The sequence below is a fragment of the Janthinobacterium sp. Mn2066 genome (assembly GCF_049319705.1).
Classification (GTDB): domain Bacteria; phylum Pseudomonadota; class Gammaproteobacteria; order Burkholderiales; family Burkholderiaceae_D; genus Janthinobacterium.
On sequence record NZ_JBMOUF010000005.1, the window covers coordinates 212,631 to 235,199 of the forward strand.

19 protein-coding genes and 1 tRNA gene are annotated in these 22,569 nt (G+C 61.5%); 10 read left to right on the forward strand and 10 right to left on the reverse strand.

Annotation, left to right across the window (positions count from 1 at the left end; translation table 11 throughout):
* Positions 1-2: 2 nt before the first annotated feature.
* Positions 3-929 carry an STM4015 family protein gene (locus ACL9RI_RS11495; RefSeq protein WP_422726706.1) on the reverse strand — a complete coding sequence of 309 codons (927 nt, stop codon included), beginning with the start codon at positions 927-929 and terminating at the stop codon, positions 3-5.
* A gap of 221 nt (positions 930-1,150) precedes the next feature.
* On the reverse strand, positions 1,151-1,726 hold the full coding sequence (locus ACL9RI_RS11500; protein WP_422726707.1) for a helix-turn-helix domain-containing protein: 576 nt from the start codon (positions 1,724-1,726) through the stop codon (positions 1,151-1,153).
* Between the two features lie 265 nt (positions 1,727-1,991).
* Between ACL9RI_RS11500 and kbl the strand changes: the two genes are divergently transcribed.
* From kbl to ACL9RI_RS11515, 3 genes are read left to right on the forward strand one after another with little or no spacing between them, the layout of a single operon-like run.
* Positions 1,992-3,221, forward strand: a complete 1,230-nt coding sequence (gene kbl / locus ACL9RI_RS11505) for a glycine C-acetyltransferase (protein WP_422726708.1) — start codon at positions 1,992-1,994, stop codon at positions 3,219-3,221.
* A gap of 22 nt (positions 3,222-3,243) precedes the next feature.
* Complete coding sequence (locus tag ACL9RI_RS11510) at positions 3,244-4,209, forward strand: NAD-dependent epimerase/dehydratase family protein (protein WP_422726709.1); 966 nt, start codon at positions 3,244-3,246, stop codon at positions 4,207-4,209.
* A gap of 51 nt (positions 4,210-4,260) precedes the next feature.
* Positions 4,261-5,661 (forward strand): L-serine ammonia-lyase, encoded by a 1,401-nt coding sequence (locus ACL9RI_RS11515; RefSeq protein ID WP_422726710.1) that lies wholly within the window; start codon positions 4,261-4,263, stop codon positions 5,659-5,661.
* Between the two features lie 94 nt (positions 5,662-5,755).
* Here ACL9RI_RS11515 and ACL9RI_RS11520 read toward each other — a convergent pair whose 3' ends face one another.
* The gene (locus ACL9RI_RS11520; protein ID WP_422726711.1) at positions 5,756-6,496 is read right to left on the reverse strand and encodes an AAA family ATPase; all 741 of its coding nucleotides are present in this window, start codon (positions 6,494-6,496) and stop codon (positions 5,756-5,758) included.
* 150 nt (positions 6,497-6,646) lie between these two features.
* Between ACL9RI_RS11520 and thrC the strand changes: the two genes are divergently transcribed.
* Genes thrC through moaD form a run of 3 tightly spaced genes read left to right on the forward strand, consistent with a single transcriptional unit; the run spans position 6,647 to position 9,620 of the window.
* Positions 6,647-8,128: a threonine synthase gene (gene thrC, locus ACL9RI_RS11525; RefSeq protein ID WP_422726712.1), complete on the forward strand. Its 1,482-nt coding sequence runs from the start codon at positions 6,647-6,649 to the stop codon at positions 8,126-8,128.
* The gene (gene glp, locus ACL9RI_RS11530; protein WP_422726713.1) at positions 8,128-9,354 is read left to right on the forward strand and encodes a gephyrin-like molybdotransferase Glp; all 1,227 of its coding nucleotides are present in this window, start codon (positions 8,128-8,130) and stop codon (positions 9,352-9,354) included. Before thrC ends, glp begins: the two co-directional genes overlap by 1 nt.
* A gap of 8 nt (positions 9,355-9,362) precedes the next feature.
* On the forward strand, positions 9,363-9,620 hold the full coding sequence (gene moaD, locus ACL9RI_RS11535; protein ID WP_422726714.1) for a molybdopterin converting factor subunit 1: 258 nt from the start codon (positions 9,363-9,365) through the stop codon (positions 9,618-9,620).
* Between the two features lie 24 nt (positions 9,621-9,644).
* Here the strand turns inward: moaD and ACL9RI_RS11540 are convergent, their stop codons facing one another.
* Positions 9,645-9,878: a hypothetical protein gene (locus ACL9RI_RS11540; RefSeq protein ID WP_422726715.1), complete on the reverse strand. Its 234-nt coding sequence runs from the start codon at positions 9,876-9,878 to the stop codon at positions 9,645-9,647.
* A 168-nt stretch (positions 9,879-10,046) separates the two neighbouring features.
* Here ACL9RI_RS11540 and ACL9RI_RS11545 point away from each other — a divergent pair, with 168 nt between their 5' ends.
* Positions 10,047-11,288, forward strand: a complete 1,242-nt coding sequence (locus ACL9RI_RS11545) for a TIGR03862 family flavoprotein (RefSeq protein ID WP_422726716.1) — start codon at positions 10,047-10,049, stop codon at positions 11,286-11,288.
* A gap of 7 nt (positions 11,289-11,295) precedes the next feature.
* Here the strand turns inward: ACL9RI_RS11545 and ACL9RI_RS11550 are convergent, their stop codons facing one another.
* The 5 genes from ACL9RI_RS11550 to hpnC all read right to left on the reverse strand — a co-directional run bounded on the left by ACL9RI_RS11550 (position 11,296) and on the right by hpnC (position 16,168).
* On the reverse strand, positions 11,296-12,102 hold the full coding sequence (locus ACL9RI_RS11550) for a head GIN domain-containing protein (RefSeq protein ID WP_422726717.1): 807 nt from the start codon (positions 12,100-12,102) through the stop codon (positions 11,296-11,298).
* 10 nt (positions 12,103-12,112) lie between these two features.
* Positions 12,113-12,886, reverse strand: a complete 774-nt coding sequence (locus tag ACL9RI_RS11555) for a DUF1700 domain-containing protein (protein ID WP_422726718.1) — start codon at positions 12,884-12,886, stop codon at positions 12,113-12,115.
* Between the two features lie 167 nt (positions 12,887-13,053).
* Positions 13,054-14,400, reverse strand: a complete 1,347-nt coding sequence (gene hpnE, locus ACL9RI_RS11560) for a hydroxysqualene dehydroxylase HpnE (protein ID WP_422726719.1) — start codon at positions 14,398-14,400, stop codon at positions 13,054-13,056.
* Positions 14,401-14,416: 16 nt separating this feature from the next.
* Complete coding sequence (gene hpnD / locus ACL9RI_RS11565) at positions 14,417-15,250, reverse strand: presqualene diphosphate synthase HpnD (protein ID WP_422726720.1); 834 nt, start codon at positions 15,248-15,250, stop codon at positions 14,417-14,419.
* A gap of 45 nt (positions 15,251-15,295) precedes the next feature.
* On the reverse strand, positions 15,296-16,168 hold the full coding sequence (hpnC, locus tag ACL9RI_RS11570) for a squalene synthase HpnC (RefSeq protein WP_422726721.1): 873 nt from the start codon (positions 16,166-16,168) through the stop codon (positions 15,296-15,298).
* A 273-nt stretch (positions 16,169-16,441) separates the two neighbouring features.
* On the opposite strand from hpnC, the gene ACL9RI_RS11575 reads away from it, so the two are divergent.
* The 3 genes from ACL9RI_RS11575 (at position 16,442) to ACL9RI_RS11585 (ending at position 20,969) form a co-directional block, all read left to right on the forward strand.
* Positions 16,442-17,614, forward strand: a complete 1,173-nt coding sequence (locus ACL9RI_RS11575; protein WP_422726722.1) for an efflux RND transporter periplasmic adaptor subunit — start codon at positions 16,442-16,444, stop codon at positions 17,612-17,614.
* Positions 17,611-20,715, forward strand: a complete 3,105-nt coding sequence (locus ACL9RI_RS11580) for an efflux RND transporter permease subunit (protein WP_422726723.1) — start codon at positions 17,611-17,613, stop codon at positions 20,713-20,715. The genes ACL9RI_RS11575 and ACL9RI_RS11580 overlap by 4 nt, the downstream gene beginning before the upstream one ends.
* A 171-nt stretch (positions 20,716-20,886) precedes the next feature.
* A tRNA-Leu gene (locus ACL9RI_RS11585) sits at positions 20,887-20,969 on the forward strand.
* 43 nt (positions 20,970-21,012) lie between these two features.
* Here ACL9RI_RS11585 and ACL9RI_RS11590 read toward each other — a convergent pair.
* On the reverse strand, positions 21,013-22,566 hold the full coding sequence (locus tag ACL9RI_RS11590; RefSeq protein WP_422726724.1) for an aKG-HExxH-type peptide beta-hydroxylase: 1,554 nt from the start codon (positions 22,564-22,566) through the stop codon (positions 21,013-21,015).
* Positions 22,567-22,569: the final 3 nt, after the last annotated feature.

Consider the following 22,569-nt stretch of genomic DNA (forward strand, 5'->3'; position numbering starts at 1 on the left):
CCTTATTCGCCGACGGCCACGTAGCGGTAGAAATCGTCGCCGTCCAGGTCTTCCTGCTGCTCGTCGTCCAGCACCACCTCGAAGGGCAGCGCCTTCAGCTTGGCCTGATTCTCCTTGGAGATGTAATGGTGCGACAGGTCCAGGCGTTTCAGCTTGCCCAGCTGCGTGTGGTTCAGCACGGCGACGGCCGCCAGGTCGCTCGGCGTGCCCAGCGACAGGTCGAGGATGTCGAGCTGGGCCACCAGCGGCTCTTTCGCCAGCCAGACGGCCAGCTCGTCGGCGATTTCCGCGTTGCGCAAGCCCAGGTAGCGCAGGCTCGGCACGGCCAGCTGCTTCAGCAGCTTCCAGTACACCGTCACGTCGCCCGAAAAACCGTAGTCGTCCGTGCCCAGCCACAGCTCCAGGTGTTCCAGCTGCGGCATGCTCGACTGCGCCAGCGCCAGGGCGATCTTTTCATCGAGGCCGCCCGATTCGATGGTCAGCTTGCGCAAATGCTGGTGCGCGAACGGCTCGATCACCAGCGCATTGCCGCCACGGATGCGCAATTCCTCCAGCAGGGGGAAAGCGTCCAGCAAGGGCTTGTAGCTGCCCTGGACGATCCACGAGATTTCGCATTCTTCGTACGTCATGTCGCCGATAAACAGGGCGCGCAGCCTGGGCAGTTCGGCGGCGCGGGCGATCAGCGCCGCCATCACCTCGTCGGCGCCCGATTCGTAGGGATCGCCCCACATGCCGATGATCAGTGCTGACAACGTGGTCTTGTCGGCCTTGTCCAGGAAGCTGGCGATCAACTCATCCATCTTGCCTTCGTCATCGTATTCCAGCGACAAACGGTAAACGATGTCCGGCGAAGGATCGTAGGGCAGGTCGGGGTCGTACTGGACGACTTTTTTATTGGCGAAGGTGGTGGTGCTGTCGGAAATGGTCATCGCGGTCTGGCTCCGTAAAAGCGTTAAAGCCTGGATGCCGTGCGCGGGGCCGCAATGCTGGGGAAGAGCCGGGATGTGCTGCAACGCTCTGCTAAGACATCCAGGCCTGGAAATCTTGTCTATTTCGGAATCTTAGCATGAGGGCAAAGGCCTGTTGCGCACTGCAGAAGAAGGCGCAACAGGGCTGGGGTCAGACCCGGCCGGTCTGACCCCAAACTCAATTAGCGGTGTATCACGACCAGTAAAGCCTTGCCCTCGGTTTTCCCCAGGTTCCGTATCGTATGCGGCAAATCGGCCGGATAGCGCGCCGTGCCGCCGTTCTTGACCTTTTTCCTGGCTGCGCCCACTTCCAGTTCCAGGTTGCCGTGAATCACGGTCAGGTGTTCGGTGGTGCCCGGATCGTGCGGCTGGGAAGCCAGTTCGCCGCCCGGCGCCAGGGTCACTTCATACCATTCATATTTGCCGGCCAGTTCCATCGGGCCCAGGATGCGCAGCACGTAGCCGGCGTGGTCGCCGGGCAGGGTGGGGGTTTCGTGGGCGTCCGTGACGCGGATGGTTTCCACGGCCTTTTCCGCGCTCGACAGCAATTCGCCGATCTGCACGCCCAGCGCATTGGCCAGGCGCCAGGTGATGGCGATGGTGGGATTGGCTTTTTCGCGCTCGATTTGCGACAGCATGGACTTCGATACGCCGGCGATGCGTGACAAATCCTCCAGTGTCAGGCCGCGCGCCAGGCGCAGCCGTTGCAGGGTGGCGCCCACTTCGGGCGGAGAATTGGTCGAAACACTGTTTTTCATCGGCAGTTGGCTTGCAAAGTTCAATAGGCTTGGGTAATATCCACTATATTGAATTTTAGTTCGAAATAGTGGATTCAGAAGAAAATCACGGAAACGTGTAAACTTCGAACAGCGCTTCACGGTACAGCATACAGCGAGGGCCGGTCAAGCGCCGGACTTTGCATTTTGTCTATTTTTCGGCTTGTTATTCATTCAATACAAGCCATATCAGCATACAACCGTGCCGGCAGCGGCATATAAAGATCAAAGGATCAAAAGGATCAACATGAGCGAGCAAGCGAAGAACACCTTTTTCAGCGGTCTGCAACAGAACCTCGATCAACTGCGCCAGCAAGGCTTGTACAAGCCTGAGCGCGTGATCGCCTCGCGCCAGGGCGCTGAAGTGGTGTGCGACGATGGCCGCACCCTGATCAATATGTGTGCGAATAACTACCTGGGCCTGTCCGGCGACGTGCAAACGCAGCAGGCGTCGATCGCCGCCACTGAAAAATACGGTTACGGCCTGTCGTCCGTGCGCTTTATCTGCGGCACGCAAACCGTGCACAAGGAACTGGAACAAGCCATTTCCAGCTTCCTGGGCACGGAAGACACGATTTTGTACGCCGCGGCGTTCGACGCCAACGGCGGCGTGTTCGAGCCGCTGTTCGATGAAAACGACGCCATCATTTCCGACGCGCTGAACCACGCATCGATCATCGACGGCATCCGACTGTGCAAGGCTGGCCGCTACCGCTATGCCCACAACGACATGGCCGACCTGGAAGTGCAGCTGCAAGCAGCCGTCGCCGCCGGCAAGCGCCACAAGGTCATCGTCACCGATGGCGTATTCTCGATGGACGGCACGATTGCGCAACTGGACAAGATCTGCGACCTGGCCGACCAATACGGCGCGCTGGTGATGATCGACGAATGCCACGCTTCCGGCTTCATGGGCGCTACCGGCCGCGGCACGCACGAACACCACAATGTGATGGGCCGCATCGACATCATCACGGGCACCCTGGGCAAGGCCCTGGGCGGCGCGATGGGCGGCTTTACTTCGGCCCGCAAGGAAGTCATCGACACCCTGCGCCAGAAGTCGCGCCCTTATCTGTTCTCGAACACCCTGGCGCCATCGATCGCCGGCGCTTCGTTGTCGGTACTGGAGCGTTTGGCCAAGTCGACCGAACTGCGCGACCGCCTGCATGAGAACACGGCTTTCTTCCGCAGCGAAATCGAACGCATCGGCTTCACCATCAAGCCAGGTACGCACCCGGTGGTGCCGGTGATGCTGTTTGACGCACCGGTAGCGCAAAAGTTTGCCGCCCGCCTGTATGAACTGGGCGTGCTGGTGACGGGCTTTTTCTACCCGGTCGTGCCGATGGGCCAGGCCCGCGTGCGCGTGCAGCTGTCCGCCGCCCACACCCGCGAACAGCTGGTCAAGGTGCTGGCCGCGTTTGAACAGGCTGGCAAGGAACTGGGCCTGCTGAAGACCGATGCAACGATTAATCAATAAAAGTAATCAGGACAAGAAGAACATGGAACGCATTTTAGTTATCGGCGCAAACGGCCAAATCGGTAGTGAACTGGTGGGCGCGCTGGCGCTGCAGCACGGCGCGGACAATGTCATCGCCAGCGACATCGGCACGAATAATCTGTACCAGGCCAAGCGCTACGCGCAGTTGAACGTGCTGGACAAGGACGGCCTGGCGAAGATCGTCGCCGATGAAAATATCACCCAGGTGTACCAGCTGGCAGCGATGCTGTCGGCCACCGGCGAAGCAGCGCCCTTGAAGGCCTGGAGCCTGAACATGGATGGCTTGCTCAATATCCTGGAACTGGCGCGCGAGCGCGGCGAGGCAGGTAAGCCATTGCGTATCTTCTGGCCATCGTCGATCGCCGCCTTCGGCCCGAACACGCCACAGGAAAACACGCCGCAAATGACGGTGATGGACCCGACCTCGATGTACGGCATCAGCAAGCTGGCCGGCGAGCGCCTGTGCGAGTACTACTTCAACAAGTACGGCGTGGACGTGCGCAGCATCCGCTATCCAGGCATCATCAGCTATAAATCGCCTCCAGGCGGCGGCACCACCGACTACGCGATTGCGATTTTCCACGCCGCCCTGCGCGGTGAGCGCTATGACTGCTTCCTGGACGCGACCACGACCCTGCCGATGATCTACATGCCGGATGCGATCCGCGCCACCATCGAACTGATGGACGCGCCTGCCTCGCAGGTCAAGATCCGCTCGTCCTACAACGTGGCCGGCGTGTCGTTCAACCCGGAGCAACTGGCCAAGGCCATCGTGCACATGGTCCCGGATTTCAAGATCAGCTACAAGCCGGACAGCCGCCAGGCTATCGCCAACAGCTGGCCGCAAAGCCTGGACGACAGCCGTGCCCACGCAGACTGGGGCTGGAAAGCGCAGATCGGCGTCGAGCAGATGGTCACCGACATGCTGGCCAACGTGGACGCGGGCCAGTCGGTGCAAGCTGCCTGAAGTAAAAAGCTAAAGTTTTATAAAAACATACCAGTATAAAGAGACACAGCAATGGACATGAGCGTATTTGACCTGTTTAAAATCGGCATCGGACCGTCGAGTTCCCACACGGTGGGGCCGATGGTGGCGGCGCGGCGTTTCCTGGTCGAATACGGTCCATTGGATGACGTGGTGGGCGTGGAAGCGGCCCTGTATGGCTCGCTGGCTTTAACAGGCGTGGGACACGCGACCGACAAGGCAGTGATCCTGGGCCTGATGGGCGAAACACCGCAAGGCGTGCCGCCCGATGAAGTCGACAGCAAGCTGGCTGCGATCGAGGCGGCCGGCTCAATCGCACTGCTGGGCGTGCACGCCGTGCCGTTCACGGCCGCCACCGGCCTGGTATGGTTCAAGAGCGAATCGCTGCCCGAGCATCCGAACGGCATGCGTTTTACCCTGAAACTGCGCGATGGCAGTCGCTACGATAAAGTCTATTACTCGATCGGTGGCGGGTTTATCCGCGAAGCGGGCGAGGCGCAAGCCGAAGCTGCGGTGGAGCCGGCAGCGGACGCCCGCGTGGTGTTCCCGTTCGACACGATGGAGCAGTTGCTGGAACACGGCCGCACCAGCGGCTTGTCGATCCCTGACATGCTGCGCGCGAATGAAAACGTCAAGCGCAGCGACGAAGAATTGAACGAAGGCCTGGACCGCATCTGGCACGTGATGCGCGACTGTATCGCGCATGGCCTGGAAACGACGGGCAACCTGCCGGGCGGCTTGAACGTCAAGCGCCGCGCCGCCAAGCTGTGGCGCCAGGCGCAGGACGCGAAAGCGTCGGACAACCGCGCCAACGACTTGCCGCACGACGCCGTACACCTGGTCAGCCTGTATGCGATGGCCGTCAATGAAGAAAACGCGGCTGGCGGCCGCGTGGTGACGGCGCCGACCAATGGCGCGGCCGGCATCATCCCGGCCGTACTGCGCTACTACGCCCAGGATTGCCGCCCCAGCGATGCGGTCGGCGGCGTGCGCCGCTTCATGCTGACGGCGGCCGCCATCGGCATGCTGTGCAAGCGCAATGCCTCGATCTCTGGCGCCGAAGTGGGCTGCCAGGGCGAAGTGGGCGTGGCTTGCGCGATGGCGGCGGCCGGCCTGGTGGCGGCCCTGGGCGGCACCAATGAACAGATTGAAAACGCCGCCGAAATCGGCATCGAGCACCACCTGGGCATGACCTGCGACCCGATCGGCGGCCTGGTGCAGATTCCCTGCATCGAGCGCAACGGCATGGGCGCCGTCAAAGCCATCACCGCCGCCTCGCTGGCGCTGAACGGCGACGGCACGCACTTCGTCAGCCTGGACGAAGTGATCGAAACCATGCGCCAGACGGGCGCGGATATGCAGGACAAGTACAAGGAAACGTCGCTGGGTGGGCTGGCGGTGCATGTAATAACGGTCAATCACGCAGCCTGCTGATTTCGCTACCTGGGGTCAGACCCCGCGTTAGAGGCGGTCCGATTAGTCAGATTCTGCTTGCTCGGGGTCTGACCCCAGTTTTAAGCCAACTCGCTCACTCATCTTCAAACAACTGCTCCAGCCTCCGTGGGTAGTTATTCAAAAAATCCTTCGTCACGGCATAGTGCTCCGTGTCTTCATACGCCACTTCGTGGATGCCGCCGCCCGTAAACATCAGGATTTTCGCGTTCGGGTAAGCCAGCAGTATCGGCGAGTGGGTGGCGATGATCAGTTGCGAGTCGTCCTGCACCAGCTGGTGGATCACCGATAGCGCGGCCAGCTGGCGGCTGGGCGAGAGGGCAGCTTCCGGTTCGTCCAGCAGGTACAAGCCTTTTCCCTGCAGTTTGTTGAGCAAGGTCGCCATGAAGGCTTCGCCGTGCGATTGCGCGTGCAGCGACTTGCCGCCGTAGCTGCCCAGATAGGCGGGCATGGTGTCCATATAGGTGGCGACATTGAAAAAGCTTTCGGCGCGCAGGAAGTAGCTGTCGTTTGGTTTCTTGTAGCTTTTGCTCAGGCGCAGATGGGCGTGCAAGCCTGACTCACGGTCCGACTCCTGCGTGATGCGCACGTTGCGCGTGCCGCCATCCTTGCCAAAACCCAGCGCCACGGCCAGCGCTTCGAGCATGGTCGACTTGCCGCTGCCGTTTTCGCCCACAAAAAACGTCACGTCAGGGTGGAAGTCCATTTGCACGAAATCGCGGATGGCGGGTATCGTGAACGGATAGTGTTCCAGGTCGATCACGGCGTCCGGGCGCAGGGCGGCGCTTTGCAGGTACGGCTTTTTACTGAGCGACATGGGCGGTCCATTCATCGTTGGGGGCTGGGCGGTGGGCCATGGCATACTGGCGCTGCGGGCAAATTCGCCTTGCGCGTGCGCCCGCACTATAATATTGGCTCGTTTGCATTCATGATAACCGCCCTCAGCTCACCTGGACCCTACAATTTTATGCAATATGTGTCTACCCGCGCTGAAACAGCGCCATCGAATCCGCAACAATTTTCCGACATCCTCTTGGGCGGCCTGGCCCCCGATGGCGGACTGTACCTCCCTGAACACTACCCGCAAGTCAGCGGCGCCGAGCTCGATGCCTGGCGCAAGTTGTCGTATGCCGACCTGGCCTACGAGATTCTCAAGAAGTTCGCTACCGATATCCCGGAAGCGGACCTGAAAGCGCTGACGGCAAAGACCTATACCAAGGCTGTCTACAAAAATGCGCGCGCTGACGACAGCGCGGCCGATATCACGCCGCTGCGCGTGCTGGAACAAAACGTCGTCAAGGGTGGCCAGACCACCCTGATGCTGCAGGCGCTGTCGAATGGCCCGACCCTGGCCTTCAAGGACATGGCGATGCAGTTGCTGGGCAATCTGTTCGAATACGCGCTGGCCAAGCAAAATGCCGAACTCAATATTTTCGGCGCCACCTCGGGCGACACGGGCAGCGCGGCCGAATACGCGATGCGCGGCAAAAAAGGCATTCGCGTGTTCATGCTGTCGCCGCACAAGAAGATGAGCGCCTTCCAGACGGCGCAGATGTTCAGCCTGCAGGACCCGAATATTTTCAATATCGCCGTCGAAGGCGTGTTCGACGATTGCCAGGACATGGTCAAGGCCGTATCGAATGACTTGCCTTTCAAGGCCAAACAAAAGATCGGCACCGTCAATTCCATCAACTGGGCACGCGTGGTAGCGCAGGTGGTGTATTACTTCCGCGGCTACCTGGCGGCGACCACCAGCAATGAGCAGAAAGTGTCGTTTACTGTCCCATCGGGCAATTTCGGCAATATCTGCGCCGGCCATATCGCCCGCATGATGGGCTTGCCGATCTCCAGACTGGTGGCCGCCACCAATGAAAACGATGTGCTGGACGAGTTTTTCCGCACCGGTGTCTACCGCGTGCGCAAGTCCAGCGAAACCTATCACACCAGCAGCCCGTCGATGGATATCTCGAAAGCCTCGAACTTCGAGCGCTTCGTGTACGACCTGGTCGGCCGCGACAGCCAGCGCGTGAAAGTGCTGTTCCATAAAGTGGAAACGCACGGCGGCTTCGACTTGTCCGGCAAGCCGGGCAGCGATGGCGACGAATTCAAGCTGGTCGCCAAATACGGCTTCAAGTCGGGCAAATCGACCCACCAGGACCGCCTGGACACCATCCGCGACGTGGCCGACGATTACGACATCACTATCGACACGCACACGGCCGATGGCATCAAGGTAGCGCGCGAGCACCTGGAGCCCAACGTGCCGATGATCGTGCTGGAAACGGCGCTGGCCGCCAAGTTCAATGAAACCATCCTCGACGCCCTGGGCGTGGATGCGGAACGCCCGGCCGGTTTTGAAAACATCGAAGACTTGCCGCAAAAGTTCGTGGTGATGGGCACCGATGTGGAGAAGATGAAGGCGTACATCAGCGCCAATACGGGCTTATGATGACGACCGCTCCCGCAGAACGCAAACCGATGCTGTCGGTGGCCGAAGCGCTGGCCTTCATGCTGGACGCGGTGCGTCCCGTAACAGAGGTGGAAAACGTGGACACGCTGCAGGCCAATGGCCGCGTGCTGGCGACGGCGCAAAGTTCGACCCTGAATGTGCCCGAGCGCGACAATACGCAGATGGATGGCTATGCCGTGCGGGCCAGTGATTGCGCCAGCGGTGCGGCCAGCCTGCCGGTCTCGCAGCGCATCGCCGCCGGTCACGTGGGCGAGGCTTTGCTGCCAGGGACGGCGGCGCGCATCTTCACGGGCGCGCTGATTCCTGACGGCGCCGATGCGGTGGTGATGCAGGAGCAGTGCACCCTGCTTGATGGCGTGGTGACGGTCAATCACGTGCCGGTGGCGGGTGAGTGGATACGCCGCCAGGGCGAGGATATCCGCGCCGGTGGCCAGATCCTGGCGCCGGGCACGCGCCTGCGCAGCCAGGAAATGGGCCTGGCCGCCTCCGTGGGCCTGGCCCGGCTGCCGGTGCTGCGCAAGCTGCGCGTAGCCGTGTTTTTCACGGGCGACGAGCTGGCCATGCCGGGCCAGCCTTTGGCGCCGGGCGCCGTCTACAATTCCAACCGTTTTACCTTGCGCGGCCTGCTGGAAAATCTGGGCTGCGAAATCACCGACCTGGGCATCGTGCCCGACAGCCTGGAAGCGACGCGCGCCGTGCTGCGCCAGGCCGCCCAGGGCAATGACTTGATCATCACGTCGGGAGGCGTGTCCGTCGGCGAGGAAGACCATATCAAGCCGGCGGTGGAAGCGGAAGGGCGGCTGAACATGTGGCAGATCGCCGTCAAGCCGGGGAAACCGTTGGCCTTCGGCGAGGTGGGCGACGCGTTCTTTGTCGGCTTGCCTGGCAATCCCGTCTCCAGCTTTGTGACCTTCTTGCTGTTCGTGCGGCCCTTCATCCTGCGCCTGCAAGGCGTGGCGGGTAGCGTGGCACCGCGCAGCTATCGTTTGGCCGCCGATTTCGAACGCCTGAAGGCGGACCGGCGCAACGAGTTTTTGCGCGCCAGGGTCAACGATGATGGTGCGCTGGAGCTATTCGGCAACCAGAGTTCGGGCGTGCTGACATCCACCGTGTGGGGCGATGGCTTGATCGATTGTCCGCCGGGCTTGTCGATTGCGCGCGGCGATATGCTGCGTTTTATTCCGTTTAACGAACTGCTGTATTAAGGAAGATGATGAAAATCCATCTGCGTTTTTTTGCCAGCGTGCGTGAGCTGGTCGGCACGGCGCAGGAAGTGCTGGAAGTGGCCGAGCCGGTGCGCACGGTGGGCGAGGTGCGGGCCTTGCTGATCGCGCGGGGCGGTAACTGGGCCAGCGCGCTGGCGCCTGGCCGCGCCTTGCGCATGGCGCATCAGCAAATCATGTGCGATGCCGATACGCCGGTTCTTGATGGCGATGAAGTGGCGTTTTTCCCGCCCGTGACGGGCGGCTAAGCGCCGGTCTACCAAGTTGTATCCTTAGCGCGACTTGGCTTTCGGCGCGTCGCCGCTGCACACGGCGCACGCCACCGCTTTGCGGTAGCGCCAATATTTGGAGCCGATGAAAATGGCCGAGGCGACCAGCGACCAGGCCAGCGCGCTCAAAATATCGGTCTGGGTGGCCGTGCCCTTGCTGTATTCGACCACCGCCAGAATGATGAATAAAATGCCGCTGGCCAGCAAATAGCGGGAAATCCAGTATCCTGCACCCATGTTCTTCTCCTGTCGGTCTCTTGAAACTGCCGCCTGTTAGTTGATTACTGCGGTGATTATTGCGGCATATACGCTGCAGTATGCACTAATTTGTGGCGCTGACAATATCTGCCCGCCTTATCTCGACTAAAATGCCGGGGTTTTCCATCCTGTTGCGCCAGTACTGACATGTCCACTCCCATCCCTGTTACTCCCCACATTGCCATTATCGGTGGCGGTCCCGCCGGCCTGATGGCGGCGCAAACGGCGGCCGCTGCCGGCGCGCGCGTGGAACTGTTCGACGCCATGCCGTCGGTCGGCCGCAAATTCCTGCTCGCCGGCCGTGGCGGCATGAATATCACGCATGCGGAAGGGTATCAGGCATTCGTCACGCGCTATGGCAAGCAGTCGCACCGCTTGCGTCCCGCGCTGGACCAGTTCGGCCCGCAGCAGGTGCGCGACTGGGTGCATGGCCTGGGCGTGGACACCTTTGTCGGCTCGTCGAACCGCGTTTTCCCCACCGATATGAAGGCCGCGCCCTTGCTGCGCGCCTGGCTGCACCGCTTGCGCGAAGCCGGCGTGCAGTTTCATATGCGCCACCGCTGGACGGGCTGGCGCGATGGGCAGCTGGTGTTCGCCACGCCCGACGGCGAACGGCAGCTGGCTTTCGATGCGGTGATCCTGGCGCTCGGTGGCGGCAGCTGGGCGCGCCTGGGGTCAAGCGGCGCCTGGGTGCCGCTGCTGCAAGCGCAGGGCGTGGACGTGGCGCCCCTGGCGCCGGCCAATTGCGGTTTCGACGTGGACTGGAGCGCGTTTTTCAGCAGCCGTTATGCGGGCGAGCCGTTGACCACCGTGGCGATTACGGCGCGCGATGCGGACGGCTTGCTCATCCGCCGCCAGGGCCAGTTCGTGGTCACGGCCGGCGGCGTGGAAGGCAGCCTGATTTATGCGCTGTCGTCGGCTTTGCGCGAGCAGATCGCCAACGAAGGCAGCACCACCATCTGGCTGGACCTGGCGCCTGACTTCAGCAGCGAACGCGTAGTCGATGAAGTGACGCGCCCGCGCGGCGCCCGTTCCATGTCCAGCCACCTGCAAAGCCGGCTCGGCATCAAGGGCGTGAAATCGGGCTTGCTGCGCGAGTGTTTGAGCGCGGCGGACTTCGCCGACGAAGCCACACTGGCGCGCGCCATCAAGCTGCTGCCCGTGACCTTGCAACGCCCGCGTCCCATCGATGAAGCCATCAGCAGCGCCGGCGGCGTGAAATTCGAAGGCCTGGACGGCAGCATGCTGTCCGCCATGCCCGGCGTGTTCGTGGCTGGCGAAATGCTGGACTGGGAAGCGCCCACCGGCGGCTACCTGCTGACCGCCTGCCTGGCCGGTGGCAAGGCGGCGGGGGAGCAGGCGATGGCGTGGCTGGCTGCTAACGCTTAAGAAATTATCAGTGCCAGACGATTTCGCCCGAGCCTGAATGCTGCGACTCGCGCCCGCGCGGGTTGCCAAACACGTGAATGTCGCCGCTGCCGCGCAGGTTCAGCGTAGCGTCGTTGCGGATGAAGACGGTGCTGGTGCCCGAGCCTTGCAGGCTGACGTTGGCCTTGTCGGCAGGCAAGTGTTCGGCGTCGATGTCGCCTGAACCGCTGAGGTCTGCGCGCAGGAATTTGGTGTTGCCGCTGGCGACGATGCGTCCCGAGCCCACCATTTCCAGTGTCACGCTGTCGCTATTGCCGCCATTGATGTCCAGATTGCCGCTGCCGTTGACGGTGGCGTTGATCTGCTTGTAGCGTCCGGTGAAGCTGATGTCGCCCGAGCCGGCCAGTTCCAGGGTGAAACTGTCGCCTGAAAATCCCGTGACCTTGCTATTGCCATTGCCGTGTATTTCCAGCTGGGTCAGGGCGGGCAGCACGATTTCCACCTGCAGCGGCTGGCGATGGTGGAACAGCATGCCCTTGGGGCCGATATGCAGGGTGTTGCCGTCGGCGGTAGTATCCACGTTGGCCAGCAAACGCTGTTCGCCGCTCACTTTCAGCGAGGGCGTGGCGCCGCGGCGCAGGGTCAGGTCGATGGGGCCCGCCAGGTCGATGCTGGTGATATTGGCCGGGATGGGACGCGTGTCGCTGCGCACGGCGCGGCCGGCTGCACTGCTGGGACTGCTGATGCCCTTGGCGCGCAGGGCCGCATAGGACATGGCGATCAGGACCAGGGCCAGCAGGAACATGGAGAGGCCCACTTTGAATAATTGTTTCATGGCTGTGTCCTCAATGACCTTTGAGAAGAGAAATATTCATCGCGATATAGCGCCGGATGCCGATCAGGGTATAGCGCGTGACTACCAGGCTGAGCAGGAACAGGATGATGCCGCCCACCACGATGGCCATGCCGATCACCGTTTGCGTGGTGCGCGCATCGCGGTCCATGTCGGTCGAGATGCGGATGCCGCCGCCGGCCAGTACTTCCGCCTTTTCCATCACGCGCGAGGATGACTGAGGGTCGTCGCTATCGTCGCCAGTGGATTGCTCATTGCTGTCCGGCGACTTGTAGACGCGGATGCCCGTATCGCCAATCACGATGCGCGTTTCGCGCGGCGCATCGCCATCGTCCTGGATGATGATATGGCGCAAGGGACCGTCGAGCACCAGTTCGTTGGCGCCGGACAAGCCACTGGCGGTAATGGCGATGCCGGCCAGGTAGAAGCTCAATCCCAGTGCGTACAAGGTGGCCAGCAAGGCGGCGTAGACGGCGGCGGGCACCACCATGAACAGGTTGAAGATGGCCAGCCCGACCAGCGATACCAGCAGGCGCAGCAGGTTGACGGGGGTTTTCTTTTGTTCGAAAACCCGGCGCTGGGTATTGGCGCGCAAGGTCATGGCGATTTTTTTCGGATCGCCCAGTTCGTCGGCGATTTCCTGCTCGCTGCGGCCGGCGGCCAGGCCTTCGTTGAAGGTCTGTTCGTAATACGCCATCGTCTTGGCGATCAGGTCGGGCGGTAATCCAGCCAGCGCCTGGCGCAGTTTGTCGAGATAGTTGTTCATATAGTCAGCTTATTAGTCAGCCTGGTTTCAGCTTGTCCTGTGTCGTCGGAGCCGGGGTTTAACCTATGCTCAGACTGTACTCAAACGGCCCCGCATGCACCAGCGTAGTGCGACAGACTGCAATTTTGATGGGGTCAGCGGCGCCAGGGCAGGATGCACCGTCAAGTCTACTTTTGCTGGCCGAGCTGTGCCGCCGCCTGCACGCCGCTGCGTACGGCCGCTTCGATGGTGGCCGGGTAGTCATGGGCGCTATCCTCGCTGGCCGTATAGTCGCCGGCAAGCAGCAGGCCATCGATGCCGCTGGCATTGGCGGGGCGCTGCAAGCCGGGCGTACAGGCAAAGGTGGCGCGTTTTTCGGTGATGACCTGCGTCCACAGTGGCTGGGCCAGGGCGGGCTGGCCCAGTACTTGCGCCAGCTGGCTGGCGATGGCTTGCGCCAGCGCCGCATGGCCTTGTTCCGCAGCCTGGCTCGATGCGCTGATGACGACCGCCAGCAAACCTTGCTGGCGGGGATCGAGCTGGCCCCGGTCGAACACGAACTGGCCCCAATGCCCCGCCTCTGGTGCGTCGACCAGCGCGTAAAACGGCAAGTCCAGCCGCACCTCGGGGGCGTATTGCAGATAGCAGGTGCTGATCGCTTCCGGCGTGAAGGCTTGCAATTGTCCAAGCACGGCGCTGGTGCGCGCATCCTGCAAGCCTTGCAGCAGGGCGGCTGCCTGGGCCGATGAGGTGGCGACCACCACGCCATCATGGATGCCGGCGCCGTCGACTTGCCAGCGACCATCGGGCAATGGCGTCAGTGTGTCGACCTTGACACCCATGTGCACCACGCCGCCATGCTGCGTGACGTAGCGGGCGGCGGCATCGGGAAACAGCGACGACAAATCGTTTTTCGGCAGCAGCATGTCCGAGGCGTTGCGTTTGCTGGCGCCCAGGCTGTCGCGCAGCACGTTGATGAAGACCCTGGCCGAAGCGCGTTCGGGCGGCGTATTCAAGGCGGCCAGGCATAGCGGACGCCACATCAGCCGGGTCAGGCGCTCGGTCTGGTCGAAGCGTTCCAGCAATTCGATGACCGAACAATCGTTGTAGAGTTGCCAGCCCATCCAGCGCATGGCGCTGGAAAATCGCATCAGCGAGAGCTTGTCGGCCCGTTGCAAGCCCTGGGCGCGCAGCAAGGCCCAGGCCAGGTGCAGTGGCGCAGGCCAGCGCGGGGCCATGAAATCCATGCCGCCGGAACCTTGCGGGTAGCGCATCTGCAGCGGCAGGTCCAGGATCAGCGCGCGCGGATCTTGTCCCGCCAGCTTGAGCAGGCGCAAGGTTTCGGTGTAGGCGCCCAGCAGGATATGCTGGCCATTGTCGAGCACCAGGCCCTCGCGTTCGACCTTGCGCGCGCGGCCGCCGAGGGTGCGCGCGGCTTCGAACAGCGTGACGGCATGGCCGGCGCGCGCCAGTTCCATGGCGCAGGCGCAACCGGCCCAGCCGCCGCCGATCACGGCATAGTTTCGCGGCGACACGGATTTAGCCACGAATCTAGCCACGAATCCAGGTCTTCCAGGCCAGCCACAGTTTGCGGATCGGGGTCAGGGAAATGCGCTGCTTGAGCACGTGGTAGCCATCGCGCTCGACTTCTTCCAGCAGGGTGCGGTAGATGGCGGCCATGATCAGGCCGGGGCGCTGGGCGCGGCGGTCTTCCTTGGGCAGCAGGGCGAACGCTTCGTCATAGGCTGTTTGCGCGCGCGCCACCTGGAAGCGCATCAGGTTTTCAAAGTTCTCGCTGTGGCGGGCGTTCAGCAGGTCGGCCGCCGTCACATTGAACTGCTGCAATTCGCTGATCGGCAAATAGATGCGCCCCTTGCGCGCATCTTCGCCCACGTCGCGGATGATGTTGGTCAATTGAAACGCGTGCCCCAGTTTCTCTGCATACTGCAAGGTTTCCGGGCGGGTTGCGCCAAAGATGCTGGCCGACAAGATGCCCACCACGCTGGCGACATGCCAGCAATAGCGGCTCATGGCCTGGTAATCGAGGTAGCGGGTCTGGTTGAGATCCATTTCCATGCCGTCGATGATGGCCTGCAAATGTTTTTCTTCCAGCTTGTACACGTCCAGGTGCGGTTGCAGCGCGCGCATCACGGGATGCGTGGCATTGCCCTCGTACATGGCCTTGACTTCCTTGCGCCACCAGACCAGCTTGGTGCGTGCCACGGCTTCGTCCGTGCACTCATCGACCGTATCGTCCACCTCGCGGCAAAACGCGTACAGGGCCGTGATCGCCTTGCGGCGTTCCGCAGGCAGGAACAGGAAGCTGTAGTAAAAGCTGGAGCCGCTCTGGGCGGCTTTTTGTTGGCAGTATTCGTCAGGAGACATAGGCAAAAAGCAAGGGTGACAGGTCGAAGCCGCTATTCTATCGTCTTACACTGTGGGTGTAGGGGGAAAACGCGGTTTTACTTGCGCAACTGGCAGCAAGCGCTTTTTCGACATGCGCATGGCGCGCCAGAAGATGGTCAGCCAGTCGCGTTTTGTCAGCTTGGGACGGCGCCGGAAAACATCGTAATTGACTGCTTCGATGGATTCGAGGATGTGCAAGCCGCCTTGCACCACCAGCCGCAGTTCCCAGCCGATGCGCCCGCGCAAACGCAGGGCCAGCGGCGCGCCACTGAGCATCAGCGCGCGCGCGCGCGCCACCTCGAAGCGCATCAGCGCGCTCCACTTGCCATGCGACTCGGGCCGCTCGAACGCGGCCGGCGAGACGGCGAAGCGCGTGAAATCCTCCATCGGAAGATAGATGCGCTCTTTCTGCTGGTCGATGGCGACATCTTGCAAGAAATTAATGAGTTGCAAAGCTGAACAGATGGCATTCGAATCGCGTACATTCTCTTCGTCCACCGCCTTGTACAGATGCAGCATCAGCAAGCCGACCGGGTTGGCAGAGCGGGCGCAATAGTCCAGCACGTCATCGTGGGTAGCGTAGCGCGTGGTTGCCACATCTTGCTGGAAGGCCGACAGCAAGTCGTGGAACGGTTTCATCGGCAACTCGAATTTCGCGATGACTTTGGCCAGGCGGCTGAACATGGGATCGTCGCTGGGCTCCTGCATCTGGATGCGGCCCAGTTCCCTGGCATAGGCTTGCAGGGCGGCCAGCCGCTCAGCCGGCGTGGCGTCGCCTTCATCGGCCAGGTCGTCCGCACTGCGGGCGAAGGCATAGATGGCTTCAACGGCAGGCACCAGCCGGCGCGGCAACAGGAAAGAAGCGACGGGAAAATTTTCGTAATGATCTACAGGCATGAACACACTTGTTTAGTATTGCACTTCTTTTAACTCAGCAACAAAGGACGAAATTAATGACGCGAAAGTCACTAAAAACTTTTCCGCACGATTATAATTAATAACCGACGAGTCATTAAGCTTGGCAAGGTAGGACTGCCAGCCGCAATGCGCAGACGGATATTGTCACAAATTTAAGATTATTGGTAAGGAAAAGTTTGGCGCTACCCATCCGGCAAGCAAAAAGTTTCCTGACATAAAAAATCTACAGCCCGCATAGTAAAGGAAATTACCTTGTTTGCCCTGAAAACCCTGCGCCCCGAGACTGGCGCGCCCGTATTTTTTACCCTGCGTCCCTTGGCTGGCGCCGCCCTGGCGCTGGTCTTGGCTGCCACCTTGTCCGCCTGTTCCAAGCCTGCTCCAAAAATCGATGACGTGCGTCCCGTACGGGCAATGGTCTTATCTAGCAGCAATGTCGATGTGAACGCAGAGTTCCCGGGCGAAGTGGTGCCGCGCGTGGTGTCGCAGCTGGGTTTTCGCGTGGGCGGCAAGATCGTGGCGCGCAAGGTGGACGTGGGCACGGTGGTCAGGCGCGGCCAGGTGCTGATGCAACTGGACCCGCAGGATTTGCAATTGTCGCAGGCGCAAGCCAAGGCTTCGCTGGCCAGCGCGGAAACCAATCGCGACCTGGCGCGCGCCGAACTGAAGCGTTATCAGGACTTGCGCGAGAAAAACTTCGTCAGCCAGACCGTGCTTGACAGCAAGGACGCCACGTACAAGGCGGCCCAGTCGACTGTGGATGCGGCCCAGGCGGCTTATCGGGGCCAGGCCAACCAGTCCGGCTATGCCAGCCTGCTGGCCGACGTCGATGGCGTGGTGACGCGCATCGATGCGGAAGCAGGGCAGGTGGTGGCGGCCGGCACGCCCGTGGTGCAAGTGGCCAGGAGCGGCGACAAGGAAATCGCCATTGGTTTGCCTGAAGACAAGGTTGAAACCATGCGCGGCGTCAAGGATGTGGTGGTGCGCCTGTGGGCCGACCCGAGCCAGGCGCTGGCTGGCAGGATCCGTGAAATTTCACCGGTGGCCGATGCCGCCACGCGCACCTACCTGGCCAAGGTGACGATACCGGACGTGCCGCAGGCGCGCCTGGGCATGACGGCCGTGGTGCAGTTCGCTTCGCAAACGGCGACGCCGCAAATCCGGGTGCCGCTGACGGCGCTGTTCAATGAAAAATCGCAAAGTTCCGTCTGGGTAGTGGAAAACGGCGCCGTGCAGCGCGTCGCCGTGACGGTGGGCGGCGTGGCCGGCAATGATTTGTTGCTGACTTCGGGCGTGAAGGCGGGCCAGACCGTGGTGACGGCCGGCGCCAATCTGTTGAAACCTGGCCAGAAAGTCAGCATCCTCGGCACGGGCCTGGCGCCCATGGCCGGGTCAGCAGTCCCGGCCTCTGCCGGAGCGGCCAAATGAAGGGCGGTTTCAATCTCTCGCGCTGGGCGCTCGAGCATATCCCGCTGACGCGCTACCTGATGGCCGTGCTGCTGATCGGCGGCATGCTCAGTTATGCCAACCTGGGCCAGGATGAAGATCCGCCATTTACCTTCCGCGCGATGGTCTTGCAAGCGTACTGGCCAGGCGCCACGGCGCTGCAGATGGCCGATCAGGTGACCGACAAGCTGGAACAGAAGCTGCAGGAAACGCCGTACATCAATGACATCACCAGTTATTCCAAGCCCGGTGAAACCTTGATCCTGCTGCAACTGCGCGAATCGGCGCCGCCAAAGGAAACCGCTGCCGCCTGGTATCAGGTGCGCAAGAAGATCGGCGATATCCAGGGCACCTTGCCGTCTGGCGTGATCGGCCCTTTCTTCAATGACGAGTTTGGCGATACCTACGGTTCCATCTTCGCCTTGTCGGGCGACGGTTTTACGTATGCGGAAATGAAGGATTATGCGGACCGGGTGCGGCAGGAGTTGCTGTCCGTAGGGCAAGTATCGAAGGTGGCGCTGTTCGGCGTGCAAGATGAAAAAATCAACATCGTCTTTTCGCACAAGAAGTTTGCCCAGCTGGGCATCCCGTTCGACGCCATCGTGCAGCAGCTGAGCGCGCAAAACACGATCAATTCCACCGGCGTGCTGGTCACGCCGACGGACAATCTGCAAGTGCGGGTGACGGGCGCCATGGTCAAGCTGCACGACCTGGAAAACATGGAGCTGCGCGCCAATGGCACCACCTTCCGCCTGGGCGACTTTGCCACCGTCAAGCGTGAATTCACCGATCCGCCCAAGGACAAGATGCGTTTCAATGGCAAGGAAGTGATCGGCCTGGGCGTGTCGATGGAAAAGGGCGGCAATATCATCGAGATGGGCAAGGCCTTGCAGGCAACGGTGACGCACATGAAGAGCCAGTTGCCGGTCGGCATAGAATTGCAGCGCGTGTCGAACCAGCCGGAAGCCGTGTCCGCTTCGGTGGGCGAATTCTTGCACACCCTGATCGAAGCGATCCTGATCGTGCTGGCCGTCAGTTTCGTGGCGCTGGGCTTGCACACCAAGCCCCTGCGCATCGATGTGCGCCCCGGCCTGGTGGTGGCCCTGACGATACCGCTGGTGCTGGCCGTCACTTTCCTGTTCATGCACATGCTCGACATCGATCTGCACAAGATTTCGCTGGGCGCCCTGATCATCGCGCTGGGCTTGCTGGTCGATGACGCCATCATCGCCGTCGAAATGATGGTGCGCAAGATGGAAGAAGGTTTTTCGCGTTTCGATGCGGCCACGTTTGCCTACACCTCGACCGCCATGCCCATGCTGACGGGCACCCTGATCACGGTGGCGGGTTTCCTGCCGATCGGCCTGGCCAAGTCGACGGCCGGCGAATACACGTTTTCGCTGTTTTCCGTCAATGCGCTGGCGCTGATCATTTCCTGGCTGGTGGCCGTGGTCTTCACGCCCTATATCGGTTACGTATTGCTGAAGGTCAAGCCACATGCGAATAATGACCATGAACTGTTCGATACGCCCAACTTCCGCCGTTTCCGCCGTGCCGTCACCTGGTGCGTGGAGTGGCGCAAGACCACCATCGCCGCCACCCTGGCGATCTTTGCGCTCGGTATTTATGGCTTCAATTTTATCGAGAAGCAATTTTTCCCCGACTCCAGCCGGCCCGAACTGATGGTGGAAATGTGGTCGCCCGAGGGCACGACCTTTGCCGCCAATGAAGCGCAGGTGAAAAAGTTCGAAGCATTTGTCAGCAAGCTCGATGGCGTGGAAAGCGTGACCAGCTATGTGGGCACGGGCAGTCCCCGTTTCTACTTGCCGCTCGATCAGATCTTCCCGCAGACCAACGTGTCGCAAATCGTGGTCTTGCCGAAAAGCCTGGCCCAGCGTGAAATCCTGCGTCAAAAAATCGTCGAGGTCTTCAAGCACGATTTCCCGGAAGTGCGGGGCAGGGTCAAGCTCTTGCCGAACGGCCCGCCAGTGCCGTATCCCGTGCAATTTCGCGTGACGGGCACCGATGTGGCGCAAGTGCGGACGATTGCCGACCAGGTCAAGGAAGTCATGCGCGGCAACCCGAATACCGTGGGCGTCAACGATAACTGGAATGAATCGGTGAAAGTCTTGCGCCTGGACCTGGACCAGGACAAGATGCGCGCACTGGGCATCACCTCGAAAACCGTGATGCAGGTCGCCAATACCATCCTGTCGGGCACGGTGATCGGGCAATTCCGTGAAGATAACAAGCTGATCGATATCCAGGTGCGCCAGCCGTTGGAAGAGCGGGCCACGATTTCCGTGCTGTATGACACGAATATTCCCACTTCCACCGGCAAGTCGGTGCCGATTTCGCAAATTGCCCGCGTGCATTTTGTATGGGAGCCGGGCGTGGTCTGGCGCGACCGCCGTGCCTGGGCGATTACGGTGCAGTCGGATGTGATCGATGGCATCCAGGGCGCGACGGTCTCGACGCAACTGAAGCCCCAGATGGATGCCTTGCGCAGCAAGCTGCCGGCCGGTTATCACATCATATTGAAGGGTGTGGAGGCCGACAGCGGCAAGGCGGAAGCATCGATTGCGGCGAACTTGCCGCTGGCAATCTTCATCATCTTCACCTTGCTGATGCTGCAATTGCATAGTTTCTCGCGCGCCATGCTGGTGTTCCTGACGGGGCCGTTGGGCGTGGCGGGTGCGGCATTTGCCTTGTTGCTGCTGCATCGTCCGCTGGGCTTCGTGGCCAACCTGGGCATCATCGCGCTGTTCGGCATGATCATCCGCAACTCGGTGATCCTGATCGACCAGATCGAGCAAGACATCAAGGATGGCTCAGCGCCGTGGGACGCGATCATCGATTCGGCCGTGCGCCGCTGCCGGCCCATCGTGCTGACAGCCGCCGCTGCGGCGCTGGCGATGATCCCCTTGTCGCGCTCTGTTTTCTGGGGGCCCATGGCGGTGGCGATCATGGGCGGCTTGATACTCGCAACGGCATTGACCTTGCTGTTCCTGCCGGCCCTGTATGCGGCCTGGTTCAGGGTGAAAAAACCGGTGGCGCTGGCGAAGGACGGTGCGGAGGTTTGAACTTGATGCTTATGTATTAAAAAAAGACGGCATTTCTCTGGGGAATCCAGTAGAATGCCGCCTTTGCTTGGGCAGGTTGGCGCACTTCGATGGCGCACCTAGCCAGAACGCTCTCAAGTTGTTAAAATTGGCGGCGGTGTTACAGTAGCAGGTGACGCAAGTTGTCAATATGCGGATGTGGTGGAATTGGTAGACACGCTGGTCTTAGAAGCCAGTGCTTCGGCTTGGGAGTTCGAGTCTCCCCATCCGCACCATTCAGGCGGTCATTGCCTGAATAACAGAAAACCCCTGGGTGATTCAGCCCAATGCACCTAGGGCCGCCAGTTGCCGGCTCGATTGCTGCACCATTTCCCGTATCATCTCTTTCCCGATCTCGCTGGCTGCATTGCCTGCGCTATCTTCCATGTTGTTCAATGCTTGCAGCACGATACGGCGCGTGTGCGGCCAGTCGGCAGCGTTGCCGGCCTGGAGTTGTGCCTGCAAGGTTTCCAGTGCCTGCGCGTGACCGCCTGCCTGCAGGGCGGCTAGCGCAGCTTGTGCTTCTGCTTTCGCTTGTTGTTCGATCAGCGGGCTTTCGCTTGGCGCGCCCTTGGACAGGAAAACCTCGAGCTTGCGGCTCTGGCGCTGGTACAGGTCCAGCAGCAAGTGCAGGCTGGCGCCGGCAGGGCGCGGCTGCACGTCCAGCACATCGAGTACATCCACCAGCCAGTCCGTCATTTGCCTGCCGGCCAGGCCCAGTTCCGGCCACGTCACGGCGTGCAGCTGTTCACCCAGGTAGCGCGCGCGGTCGATGGCGCGCCGGCTGCCGCTCATGCGCGAAGAGATGGGGCCGTAGCGGGGCGCCAGTGCGTCTTCGCGCTGTTCCGCCAGCAGGCAGAGCAGGGCCAATTGCACATATACATGGAAGGCAGCCAGGGTGCGGTGGGCATCCCAGTAATTGGAGCGCATGTCGTCAGGCGCATTCCACAGCGAACAGACGGCCGGCGCGTCTTCACGTTCGTAGCCGGGTCCGAGCAGGCTGTGGCCATGGCGGAAATCGTACAGTTTCTGGTGCAGCGCTTCATGCAGCAGGTGTTCGGCCAGCCACCAGGGGTTGCCGATCAGGCCGCGGTTCAGGAAGATGCAGCCATTGACGCGGAATTGCGAACTCGACGCCTTGCCGCGCCAGCTGCCTTCCGGGGCGTACAGGGCCACCAGTTGTACGTGCTCAAGGGCGCTGTGCGCGAGGCGGGGCAGCAGGCTGTCCAGTAAATTCCACCCTTGTCGCAGCATGGCCATGTCGTCCTGGGTGGGCGTGGCCAGCGGCGCGCCATAGTTGTGTTCGATGACGGCCAGGAAGGCAGCGGGGTAGGGCGGCAGTGCATGCCGTGTGAGTGGGCCTTCTTCCTGCTGCCATACCTGCGTATTGATGCTGTCGTGCAAACGTGTTGCCGCCGGCATGCCGGCCGTCAGCGGTCCGCCCGGCAAGCCGGCACGCCAGTGCGCACTGGCCGCGTCGAACAGCGCGGCGCACTCGGTCAGCGGCAAGCCGTAGGTATCGCCCTTGATCACTTGCCGCATGGCGTGCTGGATGGCGCAGCGCAGCACGATATCGCCGATAAACTGCTGCTGGCGCGTGGCACTGCCGCTTTTGCCGGCATCTTGCGCGTCCGCATCAAGCAAGGCGGCCAGCTGCTGCGCGGCCGGCATGGCTGCGCCGAGCTTGCGCAGGCGGCGCCGGTACGTCACGGCCAGTTGGCCGCGGATATACCGGCTATCGCCAAAGGCGCGATGCTGCACCAGCGCCGTTTCCGCAGCATGCAGCAATTCTCCTGCCTGTGGCGGTGCGCGTGGCGGTGCGGTATTGCCCATGGG

Excerpts from the sequence above, each read along its gene's own strand:
- ACL9RI_RS11495 (WP_422726706.1), bottom strand. The coding sequence starts at position 929 with ATGACCATTTCCGACAGCACCACCACCTTCGCCAATAAAAAAGTCGTC.
- ACL9RI_RS11500 (WP_422726707.1), bottom strand. The coding sequence starts at position 1,726 with ATGAAAAACAGTGTTTCGACCAATTCTCCGCCCGAAGTGGGCGCCACC.
- kbl (WP_422726708.1), top strand. The coding sequence starts at position 1,992 with ATGAGCGAGCAAGCGAAGAACACCTTTTTCAGCGGTCTGCAACAGAAC.
- ACL9RI_RS11510 (WP_422726709.1), top strand. The coding sequence starts at position 3,244 with ATGGAACGCATTTTAGTTATCGGCGCAAACGGCCAAATCGGTAGTGAA.
- ACL9RI_RS11515 (WP_422726710.1), top strand. The coding sequence starts at position 4,261 with ATGGACATGAGCGTATTTGACCTGTTTAAAATCGGCATCGGACCGTCG.
- ACL9RI_RS11520 (WP_422726711.1), bottom strand. The coding sequence starts at position 6,496 with ATGTCGCTCAGTAAAAAGCCGTACCTGCAAAGCGCCGCCCTGCGCCCG.
- thrC (WP_422726712.1), top strand. The coding sequence starts at position 6,647 with ATGCAATATGTGTCTACCCGCGCTGAAACAGCGCCATCGAATCCGCAA.
- glp (WP_422726713.1), top strand. The coding sequence starts at position 8,128 with ATGACGACCGCTCCCGCAGAACGCAAACCGATGCTGTCGGTGGCCGAA.
- moaD (WP_422726714.1), top strand. The coding sequence starts at position 9,363 with ATGAAAATCCATCTGCGTTTTTTTGCCAGCGTGCGTGAGCTGGTCGGC.
- ACL9RI_RS11540 (WP_422726715.1), bottom strand. The coding sequence starts at position 9,878 with ATGGGTGCAGGATACTGGATTTCCCGCTATTTGCTGGCCAGCGGCATT.
- ACL9RI_RS11545 (WP_422726716.1), top strand. The coding sequence starts at position 10,047 with ATGTCCACTCCCATCCCTGTTACTCCCCACATTGCCATTATCGGTGGC.
- ACL9RI_RS11550 (WP_422726717.1), bottom strand. The coding sequence starts at position 12,102 with ATGAAACAATTATTCAAAGTGGGCCTCTCCATGTTCCTGCTGGCCCTG.
- ACL9RI_RS11555 (WP_422726718.1), bottom strand. The coding sequence starts at position 12,886 with ATGAACAACTATCTCGACAAACTGCGCCAGGCGCTGGCTGGATTACCG.
- hpnD (WP_422726720.1), bottom strand. The coding sequence starts at position 15,250 with ATGTCTCCTGACGAATACTGCCAACAAAAAGCCGCCCAGAGCGGCTCC.
- hpnC (WP_422726721.1), bottom strand. The coding sequence starts at position 16,168 with ATGCCTGTAGATCATTACGAAAATTTTCCCGTCGCTTCTTTCCTGTTG.
- ACL9RI_RS11580 (WP_422726723.1), top strand. The coding sequence starts at position 17,611 with ATGAAGGGCGGTTTCAATCTCTCGCGCTGGGCGCTCGAGCATATCCCG.
- ACL9RI_RS11590 (WP_422726724.1), bottom strand. The coding sequence starts at position 22,566 with ATGGGCAATACCGCACCGCCACGCGCACCGCCACAGGCAGGAGAATTG.